Annotated in this window: 19 protein-coding genes and 1 pseudogene; 10 read left to right on the forward strand and 10 right to left on the reverse strand. The window is 52.8% G+C overall.

The genetic code is table 11. The annotated features are described in order from the left end of the window. Positions 1-474: 474 nt before the first annotated feature. From BG842_RS21975 to BG842_RS28200, 5 genes are all read left to right on the forward strand, one after another. On the forward strand, positions 475-1,893 hold the full coding sequence (locus BG842_RS21975) for a C2 family cysteine protease (protein WP_069452459.1): 1,419 nt from the start codon (positions 475-477) through the stop codon (positions 1,891-1,893). 988 nt (positions 1,894-2,881) lie between these two features. Further along, positions 2,882-3,331, forward strand: coding sequence for an AAA family ATPase (locus tag BG842_RS32835; RefSeq protein WP_342764823.1), 450 nt, complete (start codon positions 2,882-2,884; stop codon positions 3,329-3,331). Beyond that, a complete protein-coding gene (locus BG842_RS32840) occupies positions 3,325-3,663 on the forward strand; it encodes a hypothetical protein (protein WP_342764824.1) in 339 nt (112 codons plus the stop codon). Before BG842_RS32835 ends, BG842_RS32840 begins: the two co-directional genes overlap by 7 nt. 542 nt (positions 3,664-4,205) lie before the next feature. Then, the gene (locus BG842_RS21990; protein WP_069452461.1) at positions 4,206-4,511 is read left to right on the forward strand and encodes an AbrB/MazE/SpoVT family DNA-binding domain-containing protein; all 306 of its coding nucleotides are present in this window, start codon (positions 4,206-4,208) and stop codon (positions 4,509-4,511) included. Then, the gene (locus BG842_RS28200) at positions 4,511-5,062 is read left to right on the forward strand and encodes a PIN domain-containing protein (RefSeq protein WP_254663385.1); all 552 of its coding nucleotides are present in this window, start codon (positions 4,511-4,513) and stop codon (positions 5,060-5,062) included. The genes BG842_RS21990 and BG842_RS28200 overlap by 1 nt, the downstream gene beginning before the upstream one ends. Here BG842_RS28200 and BG842_RS21995 read toward each other — a convergent pair. Next, positions 4,976-5,395, reverse strand: coding sequence for a hypothetical protein (locus tag BG842_RS21995; protein WP_069452462.1), 420 nt, complete (start codon positions 5,393-5,395; stop codon positions 4,976-4,978). The genes BG842_RS28200 and BG842_RS21995 overlap by 87 nt on opposite strands. Before the next feature lie 329 nt (positions 5,396-5,724). Here BG842_RS21995 and BG842_RS22000 point away from each other — a divergent pair, with 329 nt between their 5' ends. Further along, positions 5,725-5,925 (forward strand): hypothetical protein, encoded by a 201-nt coding sequence (locus BG842_RS22000; RefSeq protein ID WP_254663386.1) that lies wholly within the window; start codon positions 5,725-5,727, stop codon positions 5,923-5,925. A 101-nt stretch (positions 5,926-6,026) separates the two neighbouring features. On the opposite strand, the gene BG842_RS22005 is transcribed toward BG842_RS22000, so the two are convergent. The 3 genes from BG842_RS22005 to BG842_RS32620 all read right to left on the reverse strand — a co-directional run bounded on the left by BG842_RS22005 (position 6,027) and on the right by BG842_RS32620 (position 7,015). Next, positions 6,027-6,407 carry a HalOD1 output domain-containing protein gene (locus BG842_RS22005; protein WP_069452463.1) on the reverse strand — a complete coding sequence of 127 codons (381 nt, stop codon included), beginning with the start codon at positions 6,405-6,407 and terminating at the stop codon, positions 6,027-6,029. 312 nt (positions 6,408-6,719) lie between these two features. Next, positions 6,720-6,896, reverse strand: a complete 177-nt coding sequence (locus tag BG842_RS30290) for a hypothetical protein (protein ID WP_175424248.1) — start codon at positions 6,894-6,896, stop codon at positions 6,720-6,722. Beyond that, entirely contained in the window at positions 6,893-7,015 is a 123-nt protein-coding gene (locus BG842_RS32620; RefSeq protein WP_256388565.1) for a hypothetical protein, read from the reverse strand. Before BG842_RS32620 ends, BG842_RS30290 begins: the two co-directional genes overlap by 4 nt. An 8-nt stretch (positions 7,016-7,023) precedes the next feature. On the opposite strand from BG842_RS32620, the gene BG842_RS22015 reads away from it, so the two are divergent. Then, positions 7,024-7,890 (forward strand): NmrA/HSCARG family protein, encoded by an 867-nt coding sequence (locus BG842_RS22015; RefSeq protein ID WP_069452465.1) that lies wholly within the window; start codon positions 7,024-7,026, stop codon positions 7,888-7,890. A gap of 911 nt (positions 7,891-8,801) precedes the next feature. Here the strand turns inward: BG842_RS22015 and BG842_RS32145 are convergent. The 3 genes from BG842_RS32145 to BG842_RS22035 all read right to left on the reverse strand — a co-directional run bounded on the left by BG842_RS32145 (position 8,802) and on the right by BG842_RS22035 (position 10,207). Then, positions 8,802-9,116 (reverse strand): hypothetical protein, encoded by a 315-nt coding sequence (locus BG842_RS32145; RefSeq protein ID WP_069452467.1) that lies wholly within the window; start codon positions 9,114-9,116, stop codon positions 8,802-8,804. Positions 9,117-9,643: 527 nt separating this feature from the next. Next, a complete protein-coding gene (locus BG842_RS32150) occupies positions 9,644-9,931 on the reverse strand; it encodes a type II toxin-antitoxin system VapC family toxin (protein ID WP_254663387.1) in 288 nt (95 codons plus the stop codon). A gap of 72 nt (positions 9,932-10,003) precedes the next feature. Further along, a complete protein-coding gene (locus BG842_RS22035; RefSeq protein ID WP_069452469.1) occupies positions 10,004-10,207 on the reverse strand; it encodes a hypothetical protein in 204 nt (67 codons plus the stop codon). 281 nt (positions 10,208-10,488) lie between these two features. Between BG842_RS22035 and BG842_RS22040 the strand changes: the two genes are divergently transcribed. The 3 genes from BG842_RS22040 (at position 10,489) to BG842_RS22050 (ending at position 13,588) form a co-directional block, all read left to right on the forward strand. Next, positions 10,489-10,716 (forward strand): hypothetical protein, encoded by a 228-nt coding sequence (locus BG842_RS22040; RefSeq protein WP_069452470.1) that lies wholly within the window; start codon positions 10,489-10,491, stop codon positions 10,714-10,716. 519 nt (positions 10,717-11,235) lie between these two features. Continuing rightward, positions 11,236-11,484, forward strand: coding sequence for a hypothetical protein (locus BG842_RS30300; protein ID WP_069452471.1), 249 nt, complete (start codon positions 11,236-11,238; stop codon positions 11,482-11,484). 4 nt (positions 11,485-11,488) lie between these two features. Continuing rightward, a complete protein-coding gene (locus BG842_RS22050; protein WP_069452472.1) occupies positions 11,489-13,588 on the forward strand; it encodes a type B DNA-directed DNA polymerase in 2,100 nt (699 codons plus the stop codon). 861 nt (positions 13,589-14,449) lie between these two features. Here BG842_RS22050 and BG842_RS22065 read toward each other — a convergent pair. The 3 genes and pseudogenes from BG842_RS22065 to BG842_RS33315 form a co-directional block, all read right to left on the reverse strand. After that, a complete protein-coding gene (locus BG842_RS22065; RefSeq protein ID WP_254663388.1) occupies positions 14,450-15,028 on the reverse strand; it encodes a hypothetical protein in 579 nt (192 codons plus the stop codon). 596 nt (positions 15,029-15,624) lie between these two features. Next, complete coding sequence (locus tag BG842_RS22070) at positions 15,625-16,200, reverse strand: hypothetical protein (RefSeq protein WP_254663389.1); 576 nt, start codon at positions 16,198-16,200, stop codon at positions 15,625-15,627. Between the two features lie 196 nt (positions 16,201-16,396). After that, positions 16,397-16,818, reverse strand: a pseudogene (locus BG842_RS33315) (hypothetical protein); the annotation flags it as partial.

Consider the following 16,818-nt stretch of genomic DNA (forward strand, 5'->3'; position numbering starts at 1 on the left):
TCCCATGGTGGGATCCCGCGTTGACGAGACGCGTTGCGTCTCGTTCACACACCAGAACGCTTCGCGTTCTAGGGACGACTTTAGGCGCGGGAAGAGGTCAATGTCAACCCTCCTGTGAGTACCAGGTCGCGGATGGCGGCAAAACACGAAGTACAAACATCGAACGGGTACGAGTTAAATTTGACCACAATCAATATTGTGAGTGCGTAAGCACCGGAAGAACGTCGACGTGACTATTGTGAATGTGAGACGATTTCACGCTCGGAGAGTATCTTCCACACGAATGTGTTCTTACATACGTAACGGTTGATTGTTCAAGCACTTTCAAATTAACAAATAAATTTTAGGTCTGAATTCTGCCATACCATATAGTTCTCCCGGCCGTTCGAAAACCATTGTGTTGTCTACGATTAAATAGCAAATAGATAATATTATTATTAATTATGTCCTATATCTCTACTGCGGTGCAGAAAAATGAGCGACAAAAAAATAATTGCAGAAGCGGAAAAAATCGGAGTCGGTAACCCGTACGCACTGGCTGAACTCATCAAAGACGAGAAAATAGAGTGGAGTGAAATCGACGATGTCGAACAATTCCTCGAAGAAAACCTTGGAACGCCCTACGAGGAACTATTCGACCCGAAATTCGACTCACCACTATATCCCAACATCACCGTCACCGAAGACGGTACCATCGAACGAAGGGCATCTGAAACTGATGACGAGGAAGACGAGCTCTCCCCGGACGTCGAAGTTTCGACAGATCGGGATGACTCGGTGTCGGGATCTATCGCCACTCTCCCATCAGAGGTTCGAACACTCATCGTCGGATCAGGAAAGAAAGACAAAGACGACTCAGTTGCCATGGATGGTGGTGTTGAAGTGAAAGGCACCGCGGATTTCGCAGAGTCAAGTGGGGTAGACGACAAACACGATGGTAACATGACCGACATGGACGTCGACATTACCGACCTGACGTCCGGAACGACCGCCCCAACTCTCCTGGAATCAGACGCTCCGGAGCCGACTGATCTTGAACGGCCGCTCGATGTTGGCTGGGAACCAGCAGGTATCGACTGGATAGACGCCGGTGAAATATTCAAACAGGGTGCCGAACAATTCGACCCGGTTCAAGGAGCAGTGGGTGACTGTTATTTCATCGCGGCGCTTTCGGCGGTGGCGTGGACGAAACCGTCGCTGCTCCGTCACACGGTGTACGCCGACACTAGCGACCACAGATCGCTCTTCAGGTTCTTCGACGGAAACTCGTCGAAGTATGCGGTGGCGAGTGAACGAATCCCCCTCCGTGAAGGATCGAACAACTTCATCTACGCTCGTTCCGCGGAACATCACCAGAAAGACGGTGAGGTTTGGCCAGCAGTCTACGAGAAAGCATACGCGATATGGAAGACCGGCGCAACCGACGACAAACCCGAAATCCCAGCGATCGCTGGCGGAGATCCTGTCCGAGCTTGTGCGGAACTAGCCGGGTCGGGACGGAAGTACTATGGAACGAAGACGCGCAGCGGCGACCAACTCTGGGACATCGTCCGTGGCAACTCCCGTGGTGGCAAGACATTCAATCCGATGGTCGCGTGGACGTATCCATCTGCCAGCGCCGCGCCGGATAGAATCGACTACGGCTCTGCGAAAATCGTTGCTAACCATGCCTACACTGTCCTCGGATGGATGTATCGGAGCGGCACACGTTACATGGTGCTTCGGAACCCGTGGGGGCAACACGAAGCGACTGTTGGCGTCATTGGTGGAAGGTATCAATACTTAGAAGACGGTGCTTGGAAGTCCATTGACCTGTCCAACTCGGATGGTGTGTTCGCCATCGAAGCCGACACATTCAAGCGGTACTTCGCTGGGCTCGGAGTCAACGCGTAGTCGTGCCATCAAACATCATTTTTGGTCTTCTACAAACTAAAAATGATAGACACAACAATACACATATTATTTTATATTTGGTTGGATTTTCCCTAAATCACGAGTCACTAGTAAGACCATAGGCCGCTACCGAAGACCGCGACGGTGTCACCCGCCCTAATACTTGATCAACGAGACGGCACAGCAATACGCACAGTGGGAATTCGTCCGTTGACTAGAGGATTGTTAAACGCACCTAGTGATACCGACACACCTCGATAATCCGGACAGATTGGAGGGCTTATTTGCAGGCGTAGCTACTTAGTAGTATCTTCACACCAAGGTAATTGATGGAGGAGCGCTTAGCCTAAGCAGAGATGTCTACTGATATCGCTCAGTGTCCTGAATGTGGATGGACTGGAAATGCAACGAATTGTGTGATTGATGGGGATGATCGGCAATGTCCCGTCTGCCAACATTCGATTCGACATAGTTGAGTTCCCGTCGTTCTCATAACACCCGGTAACGTCTCGCCAGAACGAACCGAGACAGCACAGAACCGCGCACAGGCCGACCAATTCTCTTTCGACGTCGTGATGCCCCTAGACTCATCGAGGTCACCAACGAGAGCCACGAGAACCTCGCAGACCACCAGTACACAGTCTCCACCGACGAGTTCGATCGTTCGGAACGAACTCATTCACGCGTGGCAGTACCACGAGTTCGGCGACGCGGATCACGGGCAAACGTTCACCCACTGGACGGACCGCCTCGACACCTCACGGCACTGCGAACGCTTCACTACGCCCAAGTGGTGGCTTGTATCGAAGCTCCGTTTCTCATAGCCAAGAACCGCATCCGTTTGTTAGTATATCATACTAACTCTTGCACATTCCCAACCCTGACGGTCTGTTCGGTTGAATATGCGCATATTCACAAATTCGAATAGTCGAATATTCGGATAGGCGTCTGACGCACCTATTTATCAATTCCGTACAGACGCCTATTCATGACGTATAGTGTCAGCGTATCAAACCAGAAGGGTGGCACCGGCAAAACGACTGTTGCTGTCAATTTAGCGGGCGCACTTGCCAATCGAGGCAACAAGGTGCTCCTCGTCGACCTCGATCCGCAGGGCTATGCAACCGAATCAGTCGGTATCCCTGACGCGTACGACGCTGATGGACTCACACTCCATGACGTGCTTCTCGACCTCGACAAAATTTCTCGGACTGACGAACTAGTTCGAGAAGCCCCCGAGTTTGACGTCATTCCCAGTAATGTGGCTCTCACATCGAAGAACACCGAAACGAATCTGCAGAATGCACAAGGTGGAGAACGACGGGTAGGGATGGCCCTCGACAATCTTTCCACTGACTATGACTTCATCGTCATCGATTGTCCCCTGGACTGGGTGCACTTACTGACAACGCTCTTCTTGCTACCGGGCGTGTGCTGATTCCGGCGGAAACCAAGGGAACGAGTAAACGAGCTGTCGAACTCCTACGCGATCAAATCGACTCGCTCGAAATGCTGTTTCCCGAAGCTAGTATTCAGCCCGTTGGGGTCGTCGCTAATGACGTCCGCCAAGATGGGGTTAGTAATGAGATGATCGAGTGGTTTGATACGGTGTTTGGGGAACTCGTTCCTGTCTACGAACTCCGGAAGCGAGTGGTCCTCCAACGTGCCCAGATGGCCGGTCGAACGATTTTCGAACACGATGAAGAGTGTGATATGGAGGGTGTGTTCGATGACATTGCTGCGGATCTCGAAGGGAGGGCTGCTGAATGACTGATAATCGTGCCGAGGAGTTGTCTGGCCGGTGGGGAAACTCAGACGATGAGACTAATGAACAGGCGGATAGTCAGATAGACGAACAGGCGTCTGGAACGAATGGGCAGACAGATAATGAAGACGCACAGGCGAATAGTCAAATAGGCGGTGATGATGAACAGGCGTCTACAACGAATAGGCGTATAGGCGATAAAGACGCACAGGCGAATAAGCGTCGGAAACTGACGACGAGAGAGTCAAATGGTCTATCTTCGACCCGACCAGTATGAACAACTCCATGGCACGTGGTTAGACTTGGAGTATCGGTTCGGCCGAAAGCGTGGGATCGACCTGGAGAAGAGTCGTGATTTCCTCGTGCCACTGCTTGAACTAGGTATGGCTCAGCTGGGTGATGTAGAATCTCGAGATTTAGATGAGTTGGCGGATCTGCTCAGCATTGAAGACGAGTAACAGGTATTTCGAGTAGTTCGCCGATTTTCTTTGTCTTCCAGTGATCTCGTATCGATGTCTGCTCTAGGAGAAAGGCTTACCTATGAATAATGAGTAAATCAGAACAACTAAGCGACTCTGAAAAGGAGGTCGTCGCCGTGACAAAACACGGACAGGCTACGATCCCCAAACGGTTCCGCGACAAGCTCGGAATCGATGCCCCGGGAAAGGTTCTGTTCCGGGAGACCGACGATGGCACTGTCATCGTTGAACACGTCCGCTCACCCAGTGAAATGCGGGGCTTCGCTACGCGAAGTGATGCAAGGACCGACACTCCGGCAACAGAACTTCTTCGTAAGAAACGCGAACAAGACCGAGACGAGCGCGAAGCCCAGTTTTCATCTGAGAACGAGTGATGATACCTGACCGCGTTGTTTTCGATGCCGAGCCGTTGATCGCCCATGCTGACGATGAACCGGGAAGCAAAACTGTAGAAGAGTATCTCAATGCTGTTGCTGCCGAGAATACTGCTGGATACGCCAGTTGTGTGAATCTCACCGAAGTTCGGTATACACTCGCTCGGAAGTACGACCGACCGACTGCTGACGAATATATAGAGTGGCTCGACGACCTTGGCATCGAACCAGTCAATGTCGATCAGGTATGGATGGATGCTTCCGACTATATTCTCGAGTACAATCCCGCTCTTGGCGATTCGTTCGCACTTGCGACCGCAACTCATCTCGACGCAACGCTCCTTGTTGGTGGGGGGACGATTATGATGAGGTCTCCTCAGTGCCGATTGAGCGCTTTCGCGACGGGTCTGCGTAGCTATCCTTTCGAGTGGCGGTCGAAACTTCGTATTTGCGGGATGGACTGTTTACACCTGCTCTTTTCGAATCGTCGCGATATCCGCTGCCACTCGTTTGGATCCCTCTGTTGCAATCACGAGCAGATTTGGCGCTGATGTGCAGGGCGCTCGATCACCGACGTTGAATCCTGCATCTGCAGCACCCGGCAGTTGGACTTGATAGCCATTCCCTGCGATATGGAGTGAAGCGTTTGTAACGCGGTGGATCGAGACGGTGTCGAGCGCGGCTGATGTCGCGAGTTCGACCATGTTCTCGTCGGTGATGCGGTCGATGTCGACGACGAGAAGGAGACCGTCGAAAGCGAACACGCGAATGTTCGCAAGACGAGTGGGTTCGTCATCAGTCTCTTCAACGAGCCCAGCGGCTCGAGCAGGCTTTGTGACCTGGAGAGCCAAGCCATCGCCGGACCGTTTGATTTTATTAGGCATTGGTGGTTAGTATATCATACTAACCCAAGAAGATTCGCCCTAGCGGATGTACCTACGACTCAGCGTTATTGGTGAGAAGCGTTGGTGCCGCAAATCCCCTCCGGTGTTTTCAGTTTCACTTTCGCTCTGGTTGGCTGAAGACTTTATCCGTCGGGTACCAAGCGTTGCATGCAGTCAGCGTAACCCAGCAGGCGATGTGGTTCTCGTACTCACCCCAACCCATATACCCACATCGGCTGCTTATTCCCCTTCTACACCACACTACGTAGTGGCACGAATAGACTCTGACCGAGGGTTTACCTGTACGGTAGGTGAATTGGAGCGTACGAATGGTTCCAAATGGGAAGTCGCCACTCTCCCCAATCGCCCAAGACGCGCTTGATGCGCTCGCGAGAAATCTCCCAGAAGAGCGCGAGCTCACCTATGAGCACGCCTATTCGATTTTGGACGATGAAGAGGATCTTGGACGACTAGCTGCCGAGGATATCATCGAACGACTCTACATGAAAAGGCCATCTCTACGAGGTTGAGGGGAAGCTCCGGCTCACTGATTACGGGTCTGAATAGCGACGTCAGTCTCGGGAGAAGAAAGCGTCGTACTACATCGCCAAGTATGGAACGTTTTTCTTGATCAGCTAGTCGGGCATGGGTTTTTACCAGTATCGCGTTGTGTCCCGATCGGTTTGTAGATGAGGATGGTGTAGTCGCTCCGAACCGTGACGAGATAGTCCTCGATCGTGAATCGCACCTCAATGTCACTCTTTTTCGACGCACTTGCTTCGATGATGTCTTCGAGCGCATCTGGATTCACGTATTCGTACAGCGAGAGCGTGGTCTGGCCGACTGTCGGTTCAATCACGTCCATGAGCACGTCGACAACGCCGGTAACAATCTCCGGACGCGATGCTTCGGGGTCGATCGTCTCGGATGCGACTAATGCGTATTGGGATGATAGCCTCGGGCCAGAAGCATCTACGGCAGAGCCAAACCAGGTGGTCGTTTCTAGGGTCATTGTGGTACTCTAGGTATGTTCGATACTGTCTACAGTTCATTAAGTACTCCCCGTCGTTTATTTCGTTTAATCTCAATTTGGATTGTTTGAGTTAATTTTGGGCCGTCTTGCTGTCGTTGTTCGACTCGTTTCGCTTCTCGATATCTTGTTTGACACTACTACCAGCCACTCTCTGCTCGCTTCTCGCGGAAGTCGAGCTCGGTATTCTGTTCCGAACGCTGAATCGTCTCGAACGTTACATCAGCTCACAGACTTACGGACGTCGACGTGCTACGGGTTCCATAGGCGACTCCAACCTCGAATCGACGCGTTCTACGGCGTCGGGCCGGTGACGGTGAACATCTTCCTCCGCGAACTGCGCCCGGTGTAGGAGAAGAGCGACCCCGACCCGCTCGACACCGTCGAAGAAGCCGCGGCGAACCACGACGTCGACCTCGACCGATACGACAGGGACAGCGAGCAGTTCGTCCGCGTCGAAGCGGGGCTCATCCGGCGGCGTCACGAAGGGTGAGCGAGCGTCGAACGTAGTGACCGACCCGTGGGTAGACGAGGCAGTCCGAGACGGAAAACCGTCGTGGCTCACACTTAAGGAAACGTGCGTCGTCCATGCTTTGCTATGTCACAATCGACACCGACCAGCGTACTGGTTGTCGGCGCGACGGGAACGCAGGGCGGTGCCGTCGTCGATCACCTGCTCGCGAGCGACAAGGAGTTCGACGTGCATGGGTTGACGCGAAATCCAGGGAGCGATGCCGCCCAGCAGTTGGCCGACCGCGGAGTCACGGTAGAGGAAGGAAACTTAGGGGAAAAGGACACGTTACGACCACTCGTGGAGGATGTTGATGCCGTCTTTGGCGTGACCAACTTCTGGGAGCATGGCTACGACAACGAAGTACAGGAGGGGACGAACATCGCGGAGGTCGCCGCCGACGTCGGCGTCGAACACTTCGTCTTCAGTTCCGTCGGCGGGGCCGAGCGCGAGACCGGTATCTCGCACTTCGACTCTAAGTACGAGATCGAAGAGCGGATCCGGGAACTCGACCTCCCGGCGACCATCGTCCGCCCGGTATTCTTCATGCAGAACTTCGAGGGGATGCGCGATTCCATCGAGGACGGAACGTTGGCGATGGCGTTGGACGAAGGCGTTTCGCTCCAGATGATCGACGCCGAGAACATCGGCGCGTTCGTCACACGGGCGTTCGAGCAGCCCGACCGATACCGGGGCGAAGCGTTCGAACTCGCGGGCGACGAACACACGCTGGAGAACGCTGCGATAGTCTTCTCGGCGGTGCTCGGTCGCGAAGTCGAAGTCCAACACGTTCCAATCGACGACCTCCGCGAGCAGATGGGCGACGAGTACGCCGTCATGTTCGAGTGGTTCAACGAACACGGCTACGAGGCCGACATCGAGGGACTCCGCGAGAACCACGACGTGGAGTTCACGGAGCTGGAAGGGTATCTCCGCGAGCAGGGTTGGGTCTAACGGCGATAACCGACGGGGTGTGACGAGTTCGACGGAGTCGCTCGAAAGCTGAACACGAAATAGGGAATTGAAACAAAAGATGAGGTCTATGAACCAAAAGAGGACCTCTTAGCGACAACATAGTTCGAACGACTTGAGATATTGCAGGCTGTACATAGAATTTCTCGAGTGAAACACGCGAATGTCGCTATGGAACTTACCCCCGCGATAGGTTTCGACACACTGTACGATTGGATGTTTTGGTGAGTCGGAGAAGGCCCTTTGAGATCGAGAGGGGTGAACTCATTCATCCTTTTCTTCTGGGAGAACCCGATTTCGGGTGGATACCCACGAGCGTTACACTGTCGTAACGCATACCGAGCGTCCAGTGTAACACAGAATGAGCTCTTATTTTATCCTCGCATTCGAGAGGGACTAAACCAAGCGACAAAAAACGCCATTGAGGAAGAAGGGATTGATATCCTGCGGTATATATTTGGCGGCGGTGGGGACGATCTACTCGGGTTTGAAGTGCGCCGGTTCACGTTTCTGGAACTCATACAGGATAGGCTCATCCCGATTGACCTTCACTTCCGAGGTGACGATGCTCATTATCAAATCACAGGTACAATTCGGACCGGATGATGACCTAAATCCGACATAACAGACGTTCCAAACTCCAAGGATGCGTGCGCACCCGGGAAACATGAACTCGTGTGGGAAGCACCAGGAATCTATGTGTGCAAACAATGTGGACTCGATTCAGAGACGATCTCGAATTATCTCGGCCACGGATAACACTCTTACAGAGATTGAGATGGCACCCCGGGGGGTCGTTCACTTCCGCTTAGAGATAGTAGTTCTCATTGTGGCTTACGGGTTCGTTTGGTACACACCAAATGGACGAGCGAGAATCAGCGTTTCTGTTCTCATTAAGGGAGTTGAGTAAAAGGCATATTCTTTACGTAGAATCCGGCGAGATGGGCTTCTGCTCGGCGGAGACGATACGAAAGGGTTGAACCCGGAATGCCGAGCAGCAGCGCGTCGGTCTCTGCGGACTGACCGTCCATGATCTCGCCCATCTTTCCATCCCAGTAGTTGATCGACCACCCGCCATGGTCGAAGCCACCGTCACGGTCCTCGTCCGGACCTCCTGGTGCCTGCATCACTCCATCGAGTGTCAAGAATGTTCCCACGACAAGTTTCCCCGTCGCCTCGTTCGAGTTTGTCTCGTTCGTGATAAGCACTTAAATCGTTGAGTCTAATAAAGACCGTTCTGGCTCATCAAGTCGATGTCTGTCCGGTGAATCAATTCTCCTTATCTGGCACACCCGTCCTAACAGATGACGGGGGACGGTATCCAGATGCTGACTCGTCGGCTCGGAACTGTCAGTCGCACTGTCACGACACTCATGACGCTGGCTCTTCCCGGTGAGTAGCCGGTGGGGGACTCGAACTGCTACTTGTTTGGAAACCGTCTGGGTGGTCGATACACTCGGCCGAGCGGCTGTATTCGGTAGATTGCATGGCGAACCGACGCAACCTCATTCTCAGCGAGGGATGCGATGAGATCGCGTCGTTTTGGTGTCAGGATTTCAGCCGCGCTTTCGTGGCTCAGGACATGGACGCCTTCCATTCCACCGCGAGCAAGCGCTCGTGCTATCTGTTTTCGGCGGTCACTGGGCATCATCTGTCGTAGGATTGATCGCTGGAAGCTCCTTTGATTGTGCAACATCAACGAGCTTCTTGTCCGCACAAACGAACGTGAGATCTTTTACTTGGTCGCTAGCGCACGTGCAGCTGAGAGTTGAAGACTGTCGAATGTTCGAAGATTGTCTTCCAGAATGAGTCCAAACGCATAGTCGAACAGCTGTTCGTCCAGGGGAACGATCTGGAAATCTGCGAGGGCTTCGTCGAAAAACGCTGCAAGGAGTGAATCGACCTCCTTGCGAGAGATTGAGTCTCTATTCTGCTTTCGACGAAACGCAGAGACCGTTTCGATGACTGCGAGTGAGGTGATGAGAATGTTATTCTCGGCAGGTTCGACTATCGTGTCGACCACGTCTGTCCCCTGTTCGTCGTAGTAACGCTTCACGAGGGCAGAGGTATCGAAAAAGTAAGACGGCATTTGTGGTTAGAATCGTTCGTCGCGGTCTTCAGAAACAAGGTCAGAGACGGGTTTTCCTGCTGCTACTCGCTCTCGCGCTTCCTTTAGATCATCAGGTGCCTGATGCTCGGCGAGGAATGCTTTCATCCGGGCTTCGAGCGGCGTGTGCTGCGACTGCTTGAGCAGTTCTCGGCCCATATTTTCTAGATTCTTTTTCGCAGCGTCACTCATACCCACTAGTCGTTTCTCAATCGGTATACCGTTTACGTCTATTGCTCGGGAAGAGTACGGAAGCTCTCTCCGGGTTACTCCTATGTACGTTTTCTCTGGTGTGTTCTCGAGGACCGTTATGTGGATTAATCGGTGGTGTGGTTAGTATAATATACTAACCCATGAGTGTTCGCCTTGGAAGATGCGCTCGGTTCGGAGTTGACCGTGAGAAGTGGGGTATCCATCCTACCAGGTGGTATCCCGTGTACTTACCTGTACAGCTCTCAAATCCAGAGATAGCAATGGGTCCGAATGGGACGTCGCCACTCACCCCACTCGCGCAGGATGCGCTCGACGCGCTCGCAACCGCACTTCCGGATGCGGGAGAGCTCACGTACGAGCAAGCGTATGCGATTCTCAACGACAAGGAGGATCTTGAGCGCCCTGCTGCCGAGGATATCATCGAACGGCTCTACATGAAGGGCCACCTCTATGAGGTCGAAGGGAAGCTTCGACTCACCGATTATTGACTACAAAATTGAGCAAGTATCGGAGCAGGCTGACTGATATGTCGGTTTCGTCTGTGGGTATCTACAATCAGCATTTGTGTTACCGGTACGCGTTTTATGCCTCCGTCCGATGCTCTAACTGCGCTCTCACAACTGGTCAAGGCAATTTCCCGACGCCATCATGCGACGCTCAAGGTTTGGCTAATTGTGAGAGCCCTGCCAACGGCTTTCCTTACCTTTCTCCAAGTGAGCGTTGGTGGCAACTGTGTTTTCGGAAAATCCAATCGGAAACGATTCAACTGGGCCACTGACGACCGGTACTCCGGGATCTGTTCGAGACTCATCTCAGAGAGAACGTTCTGGAGAGAGACGTACTGATTCCCTCCAAACTGACGGTAGCAGAACCTTGAGTCTTACTTCATAGTTGGTGGCCAGCACGACCAGTACTCACACTGATTTCCATCGACATTTCATCTATTGGAATATTCGGAAGCGACCCTGGCTTGCCTAAGAGTATCTCGGTTGTCGTGTTTACCTGTAATGAGCCAAACCAGCCAAATCACGACGGGATGGGACGAGTATCGCCGAGCGCTTCGACCAACTGATCAAGCAGTCTTTGATCGACTCTTCGAGTATGCTCAGTTGCATACCGATCCCAGCACGGTCCACAAGCTATTGTTCGCCGAGACGCCCATTTTGATCTCGATGTTACTTGAACAGCAACTGCAGATCGATGATTTAGAAGACCGACTCGATCACGTCGATGACGATTTGAACGGGCAGGGATGAGGTCATGGTGTACAAAATCGACTCCGTCGACGGCGACGTGCTCAGGTGGTCGGTAACTGAGTCGGGGGTGGAGTGGGAAGTCGATGAATCGTATACACCGACAATCTATGTGTCGGTGCATGGTGATGGCGATTTTTCCACAGCGCGTGCTGCACTTCGTGATCATCCTTCTGTTGTGGAGGTTGCCGTGGTTGATGAACGCGTGAGTTTTCGGCACGACCCCGAGCAAATACTCCGAGTGGATGTGGTCGATCTCAAGGCGGTCAACTCGGTGGCGCGAATGGTGAGTAGGTGGGGCTCTCCCGGTGAGTATCGCTGCTACAACGTTGATTTCTCGCGGGAGTTTCGCTATTGTCTTGAAGAGGAGATTGATCAATTGCCGAAACACGAACTCTCTCAGATGGAGATTGCCGTCTCGGAGACAGAACTCGCGAGTGAGCAAGTTACTGAACTCACAATCAACGATGAGACGGTGACTGGGAGTGGTGCAGATGTGTTAGCAACACTGTCGGCTCGCGTTGAGTCGGTTGATCCGGATGTACTCTTCCTGAATACGAGCGACCTCATTCCCGTCCTCTTTCAGCAGGCCGATCGACTCGACGTAGAGCTCCAGCTTGGACGACGTCCAGGTTGGCAGCAGTTGGCGGGTGAATCAACCTACGAAAGCTATGGCCAAGTCGGACACTCACCAGCACGGTACAATCTTCCTGGACGAGTGATCATCGATGGCTCGAATACGTTCATGTGGAATCAGACCAACCTTGATGGCTGTCTGTATCTCGTTGAGCAGTCGGGTAAACCACTGCAGGAGTTAGCGTGGTCGTCGATCGGGAATATTCTCACCGGGATTCAGATTCAGGAGGCACGGGATCGGGACGTGCTTGTTCCGTGGCGTTCCTGGCGGCACGAGAAATTCAAAACGATGCGCCAGCTGCACGACGCCGATCGAGGTGGATTCACCTTTGCACCGGACGTCGGCCTGCACGAGGACGTCCACGAACTCGATTTCTCCTCGCTGTATCCGAATATCATCGTCACGCGGAATGTGAGTCCGGAAAAGATTCGCTGTGAGTGCCATGCCGGTCGGGAAGACGTGCCGGGTATCGGGTATTCGATTTGCGACGAGCGTGGCTATCTGCCGGATGTACTTGAGCCGTTGATCGAGGATCGAGATGCGATCAAAGCCGAGATACGGGAGACAAAGGATGAGGATCGTCGTGAGGAATTGGAGGGCCAATCGAGTGCCATCAAGTGGATATTGGTCTCATGTTTCGGCTATCAGGGTTTTTCGAACGCGAAGTTCGGACGGATCGAGTGCCACGAAGCGATCAATGCGTACGCTCGCGAGATTCTGTTGGAAACGAAAGCGGTGCTCGAGGAGAACGGGTGGCGGATTGTGCATGGCATCGTCGATAGCGTGTGGGTGACGCCGATCGAAGGCGAAGAACAGACATCGCTTTCAGAGCTTGTCTCGGAGATTTCCGAGGAGGTGGCAATTCGGCTTGAGTATGAAGCTCACTACGACTGGATCGCGTTCGTGCCGTTGCGTGATTCGGATGCTGGTGCCTTGACGAAGTACTTCGGGAAGGTCGCTGGCAAAGATGAGTACAAATATCGGGGCATCGAGTGTCGCCAACGGAGTACGCCGTCGTATATTGACGATGCGCAGAAAGCGTTGATTCGAGCGGTGGATGCGTATCGTGATCCGGAGGCGGTTTGTGAGGAATTGCGGTCGTGGGTTGATCGACTTGAGCGTGGGGCGGTTGATCCAAGTGAGTTGGTGATCACGAATCGGGTTTCGAAGAAGCGGGAGGACTACACACAATCGACGCGGAGTGTGGCAGCACTAGAGCGGGCGGCTGAACTGGGGTTGGCGCGTGCGCCCGGGCAGAGTGTGTCGTATATAGTGGTGGACGATGCGAAGCAGTCGCGAGAGCGGGTGCTGTTGGCGAGTGAGGAGTTAGACGCGTATGATGTTGGGTTTTATCGGGAGTTGTTGGTTCGTGCAGCAGCGAGTGTGTTGTCGCCGTTGGGGTGGCGTGAATCGGATATTGAGGACGAGTTAGGACGGTATACCGAGTCCAGCTTGGCGTCGTTCGGTTGATTCGACAAATATTCCCTCTGACGACTCTCCTATATATCGAGAGCACAGAAGAGGTCGATTCCGACATCCGATGGCTTTCGCGGAAGGATAGTAACGTTGCGAATCTCGATGAGATAGTTACACACATCGCCGAAGAAGGTGATGAAGCATACCTGCTGAATAGATACGCCTTTCACTCGTCCATACTCACCTTCCCAAGCTCGCTGATTACGGAGTTGTCGAATACGATCGACGGAACGAGGACGTTCGCTGCCGTGCTAGTACGATACTCGAAGATTTTCTTGAGGTTATTCCTTCGAGTGCTTCGTCATCATGGGTGCCTAGGACTGACAGCGTGGGCCACTCGCTGCTGCAGTACGGCGTGGGTCGCTGACGATGAAAGCCTGATTTACGAGGATCGATATTGAGGAACGACGCTGGCAGTCACCGAATAGACGTGTTCTACCTATGAACCAGCCGAAATCATTGAGCTTGGCGGTTCATGACTTCCCAGCTACGTACGTGGATTACTTATCACGAGTTTTCAACCACTGATCGAGAAGATCACGTATCGCCGCATCACGGTTCTCTCGATGGTGAGCAAATGCGATGTCATCGATTTGCTCGAGCTCCTCGGCTGTGAATTCGATGCTGACCGAATTCATATCGAGAAAATCCTGATTCATTGAGAGATCTCTCGGCTGCCGGCCATAAATAAATTCGTCAGACACTCGTCTGGCTAAAAAGAGTGGCCCCCTACATGGGCTCATAGAAGGTGATGACATTCGAGATGCTACAAGCACCACCGACTTGCCTGTCGCTCTAATCCATGATTTATTTCTATCTTCAACTTTAGAATAACCGCTGTTTTTGTGATCGCTTCTAACCGTCGGTAGCGTGGAGTTCTGGTGGAGTTTCTGGGATTGTACTCTGCGTGTACCAATAGTGAATCGCCGCCACCATCCCGTATGCAGCCATGACGCCAAGTATGACTACGTACCAGGATAGCATGGCCACTGGATAGAATCGGATCCAGATACTCACGAATAGAAGTCCGCTCCCCAGTGCGAGCCCTAGATAATAACGGTCCCAGGGAAGCGTCGGTTTGGTGAATACGTTTAGATAGTCATCGAATACTCGTATACGGTTCGTCGGCCGAATTTTCCCGGTCTCTGGGTTGTAGTCAATGATCCCAGCATCGGCAAGTGCCGGAATGTGGGTCTGGTACAGCGAAATGTAGACCCGTTTTCGTTGTTTACTGAGGAGATCTGTTGGCGACGTATTGTATTCCCAGGCAGCAACGTGGTCGGTCACATCGGAAAAATCGACAGCGCGATTTTCTCGTCGCAGATAGTGAACTGCATATCGTCGTCGCATGTTCTTCAATAACTCGAACACCTGATCCTGGGATAGTTCAGTTCGGTTCATTGAATCGTTCAGTTGTTCAGTGAATACCTTCATGCCACTCTCCTCGGCGAGCGACGGTTGAGTCCAACGATACAGAGAACACCATTTGACAGCCTAGTCACTCTTCTTCGGCATTGTTATCTCGCTGCTGTTTCCGGGTAGCAGCTCTCTACGGCCAATGTTATCAGAGTAGAATTATCCCCTTTTGTTGAGAGAGCGTTTGAACAGTGGTTTTACTCAAAGCAACACCAGTTGGTGAGGGCTTTCACCAACTGAAGGTACTCGGTACCGCTTCGAAGGAATTTCCTGTTTGATATAATGGACCGACTACTTCCATTCGGGTATACGAATTGGTGTCGTTTTGACTTTCATCCGACTATCTCTTCTGATTTTGGTGCTATCATTAGCATCCGCGTTTGTAGACTCGCTCTATAGGATCTGCGGTGAAGTTACGAAGCACTAGATGCTGATTACACCGTTGTAATAGAGGGGGATCGCGAACGCGACCCCCTCCATTTCGCAGAAATAGACGCAGAAATAGACGCACTCCACCGTAACCAACCGATTACTACCACCATGTGTCACCGGCAGTGCGGTGTGAATCTCTTGTGGTGGTGTGGTTCGAGAGGGGGTTCTTCGAATCCCCGTGATTACAACGCTATAACCTGCTCTTCGTGGTTAGTTCCCTCCGTGTTCGCTTCGTGGGCGCGCATCCACCCAGCGAGGTCGGGATGGGCAAACGTGATCTCGATGTGGTGACCACCGACGCCCATTGCATCGTCCACACATAGCGTTCGGGATTCCTTGTAGGTCACACCAGGAACGCGCTCAGCCATTTCCTCCATGACACGGTAGCCATCGTTCTTGTACGCACACCCGTAGTGGGTCGCGACCTCTCGATATCCTAACCGTGCGACCATCACGTCGTTCGTCTTGGCGACGTTCTTCGCGTGCTTGAGAACATCGAGATACTTGTCTTCGACCTGTTGGCTCTCGGCGCGCTTCTCGCGGAAGTTCACGAGCTCTGTATTCTGTTCCGAACGCTGAATTGTCTCGAAGAGCTGGCGACCTGCATTGGTTGCTTCCGCGGCGAGGTTCGGCGAGTCGTCGTCAACACTCTCTTCGGTCTCGTAATCGCGCACGAGATTGATTATACGCGAGACTGACGCCCGGACCCGACTATTCTTCTCCTCTGCTTTGGTGAGATCGTCAATGTCTGATTCCATGGTCTCGGTCGTCTCTTCGAGACCACCGAGTTTCTGTCGATCCTAGGCACGCTCTTTCACCGCCTCGGTGTGGTAGTCTTCGAGTTCATTGACTCACTCGTTGCAGGACTGCGTCTTGCAAGTAATCGTCTCTCGATGGGCTTGTGCCGTGGCTGCAGACGTTTCTAGTTTTTCGATGCGTTGTGAAGCTCCTCGATTATGTGATCTCTTCGATCAAATCGAATCCGTTTTTGAATTCAATTTGTCCTTCAAATCCTTGAGCTTCAATTGCTCTCACCACACCTTTGCCCGCATCGGTGTCTGTCGTGACAACGGTGACAGACGCCGCGTTACTGCTATCGAGGAGCTGCATTGCAACGCCTGCAAGTGCTGTGTCTGCCTTCTCGATCTGGTCCTCGCTTCGATTCGACGCCTGTGCAATGAACCGCCGAACGCTGTCCATCACGCTGCGACAGCACCGTTTGTATAATCGAGTTCGTCAGCGACCGTCCCACCCCGGCGTCGATCGCACTGTTGATCGGTGTCTGACCTGGTGTACTTCGAGTAGGTGCTCCCCCGAGTTCAGCGTATACTCGTTGGGGAATCACAAACGAAATTCCGTTGCGGTGTGCAAACCGC

The sequence above is a fragment of the Haladaptatus sp. W1 genome (assembly GCF_001723155.1).
In the GTDB taxonomy this organism is placed as follows: Archaea; Halobacteriota; Halobacteria; order Halobacteriales; family Haladaptataceae; genus Haladaptatus; species Haladaptatus paucihalophilus.

What these genes read in the sequence shown, in the direction of transcription:
- BG842_RS21975 (WP_069452459.1), top strand. Translation starts at nt 475, where the DNA reads ATGAGCGACAAAAAAATAATTGCAGAAGCGGAAAAAATCGGAGTCGGT.
- BG842_RS32835 (WP_342764823.1), top strand. Translation starts at nt 2,882, where the DNA reads ATGACGTATAGTGTCAGCGTATCAAACCAGAAGGGTGGCACCGGCAAA.
- BG842_RS21990 (WP_069452461.1), top strand. Translation starts at nt 4,206, where the DNA reads ATGAGTAAATCAGAACAACTAAGCGACTCTGAAAAGGAGGTCGTCGCC.
- BG842_RS28200 (WP_254663385.1), top strand. Translation starts at nt 4,511, where the DNA reads ATGATACCTGACCGCGTTGTTTTCGATGCCGAGCCGTTGATCGCCCAT.
- BG842_RS21995 (WP_069452462.1), bottom strand. Translation starts at nt 5,395, where the DNA reads ATGCCTAATAAAATCAAACGGTCCGGCGATGGCTTGGCTCTCCAGGTC.
- BG842_RS22000 (WP_254663386.1), top strand. Translation starts at nt 5,725, where the DNA reads ATGGTTCCAAATGGGAAGTCGCCACTCTCCCCAATCGCCCAAGACGCG.
- BG842_RS22005 (WP_069452463.1), bottom strand. Translation starts at nt 6,407, where the DNA reads ATGACCCTAGAAACGACCACCTGGTTTGGCTCTGCCGTAGATGCTTCT.
- BG842_RS30290 (WP_175424248.1), bottom strand. Translation starts at nt 6,896, where the DNA reads ATGAGCCCCGCTTCGACGCGGACGAACTGCTCGCTGTCCCTGTCGTAT.
- BG842_RS32620 (WP_256388565.1), bottom strand. Translation starts at nt 7,015, where the DNA reads ATGGACGACGCACGTTTCCTTAAGTGTGAGCCACGACGGTTTTCCGTC.
- BG842_RS22015 (WP_069452465.1), top strand. Translation starts at nt 7,024, where the DNA reads ATGTCACAATCGACACCGACCAGCGTACTGGTTGTCGGCGCGACGGGA.
- BG842_RS22035 (WP_069452469.1), bottom strand. Translation starts at nt 10,207, where the DNA reads ATGAGTGACGCTGCGAAAAAGAATCTAGAAAATATGGGCCGAGAACTG.
- BG842_RS22040 (WP_069452470.1), top strand. Translation starts at nt 10,489, where the DNA reads ATGGGTCCGAATGGGACGTCGCCACTCACCCCACTCGCGCAGGATGCG.
- BG842_RS30300 (WP_069452471.1), top strand. Translation starts at nt 11,236, where the DNA reads ATGAGCCAAACCAGCCAAATCACGACGGGATGGGACGAGTATCGCCGA.
- BG842_RS22050 (WP_069452472.1), top strand. Translation starts at nt 11,489, where the DNA reads ATGGTGTACAAAATCGACTCCGTCGACGGCGACGTGCTCAGGTGGTCG.
- BG842_RS22065 (WP_254663388.1), bottom strand. Translation starts at nt 15,028, where the DNA reads ATGAAGGTATTCACTGAACAACTGAACGATTCAATGAACCGAACTGAA.
- BG842_RS22070 (WP_254663389.1), bottom strand. Translation starts at nt 16,200, where the DNA reads ATGGAATCAGACATTGACGATCTCACCAAAGCAGAGGAGAAGAATAGT.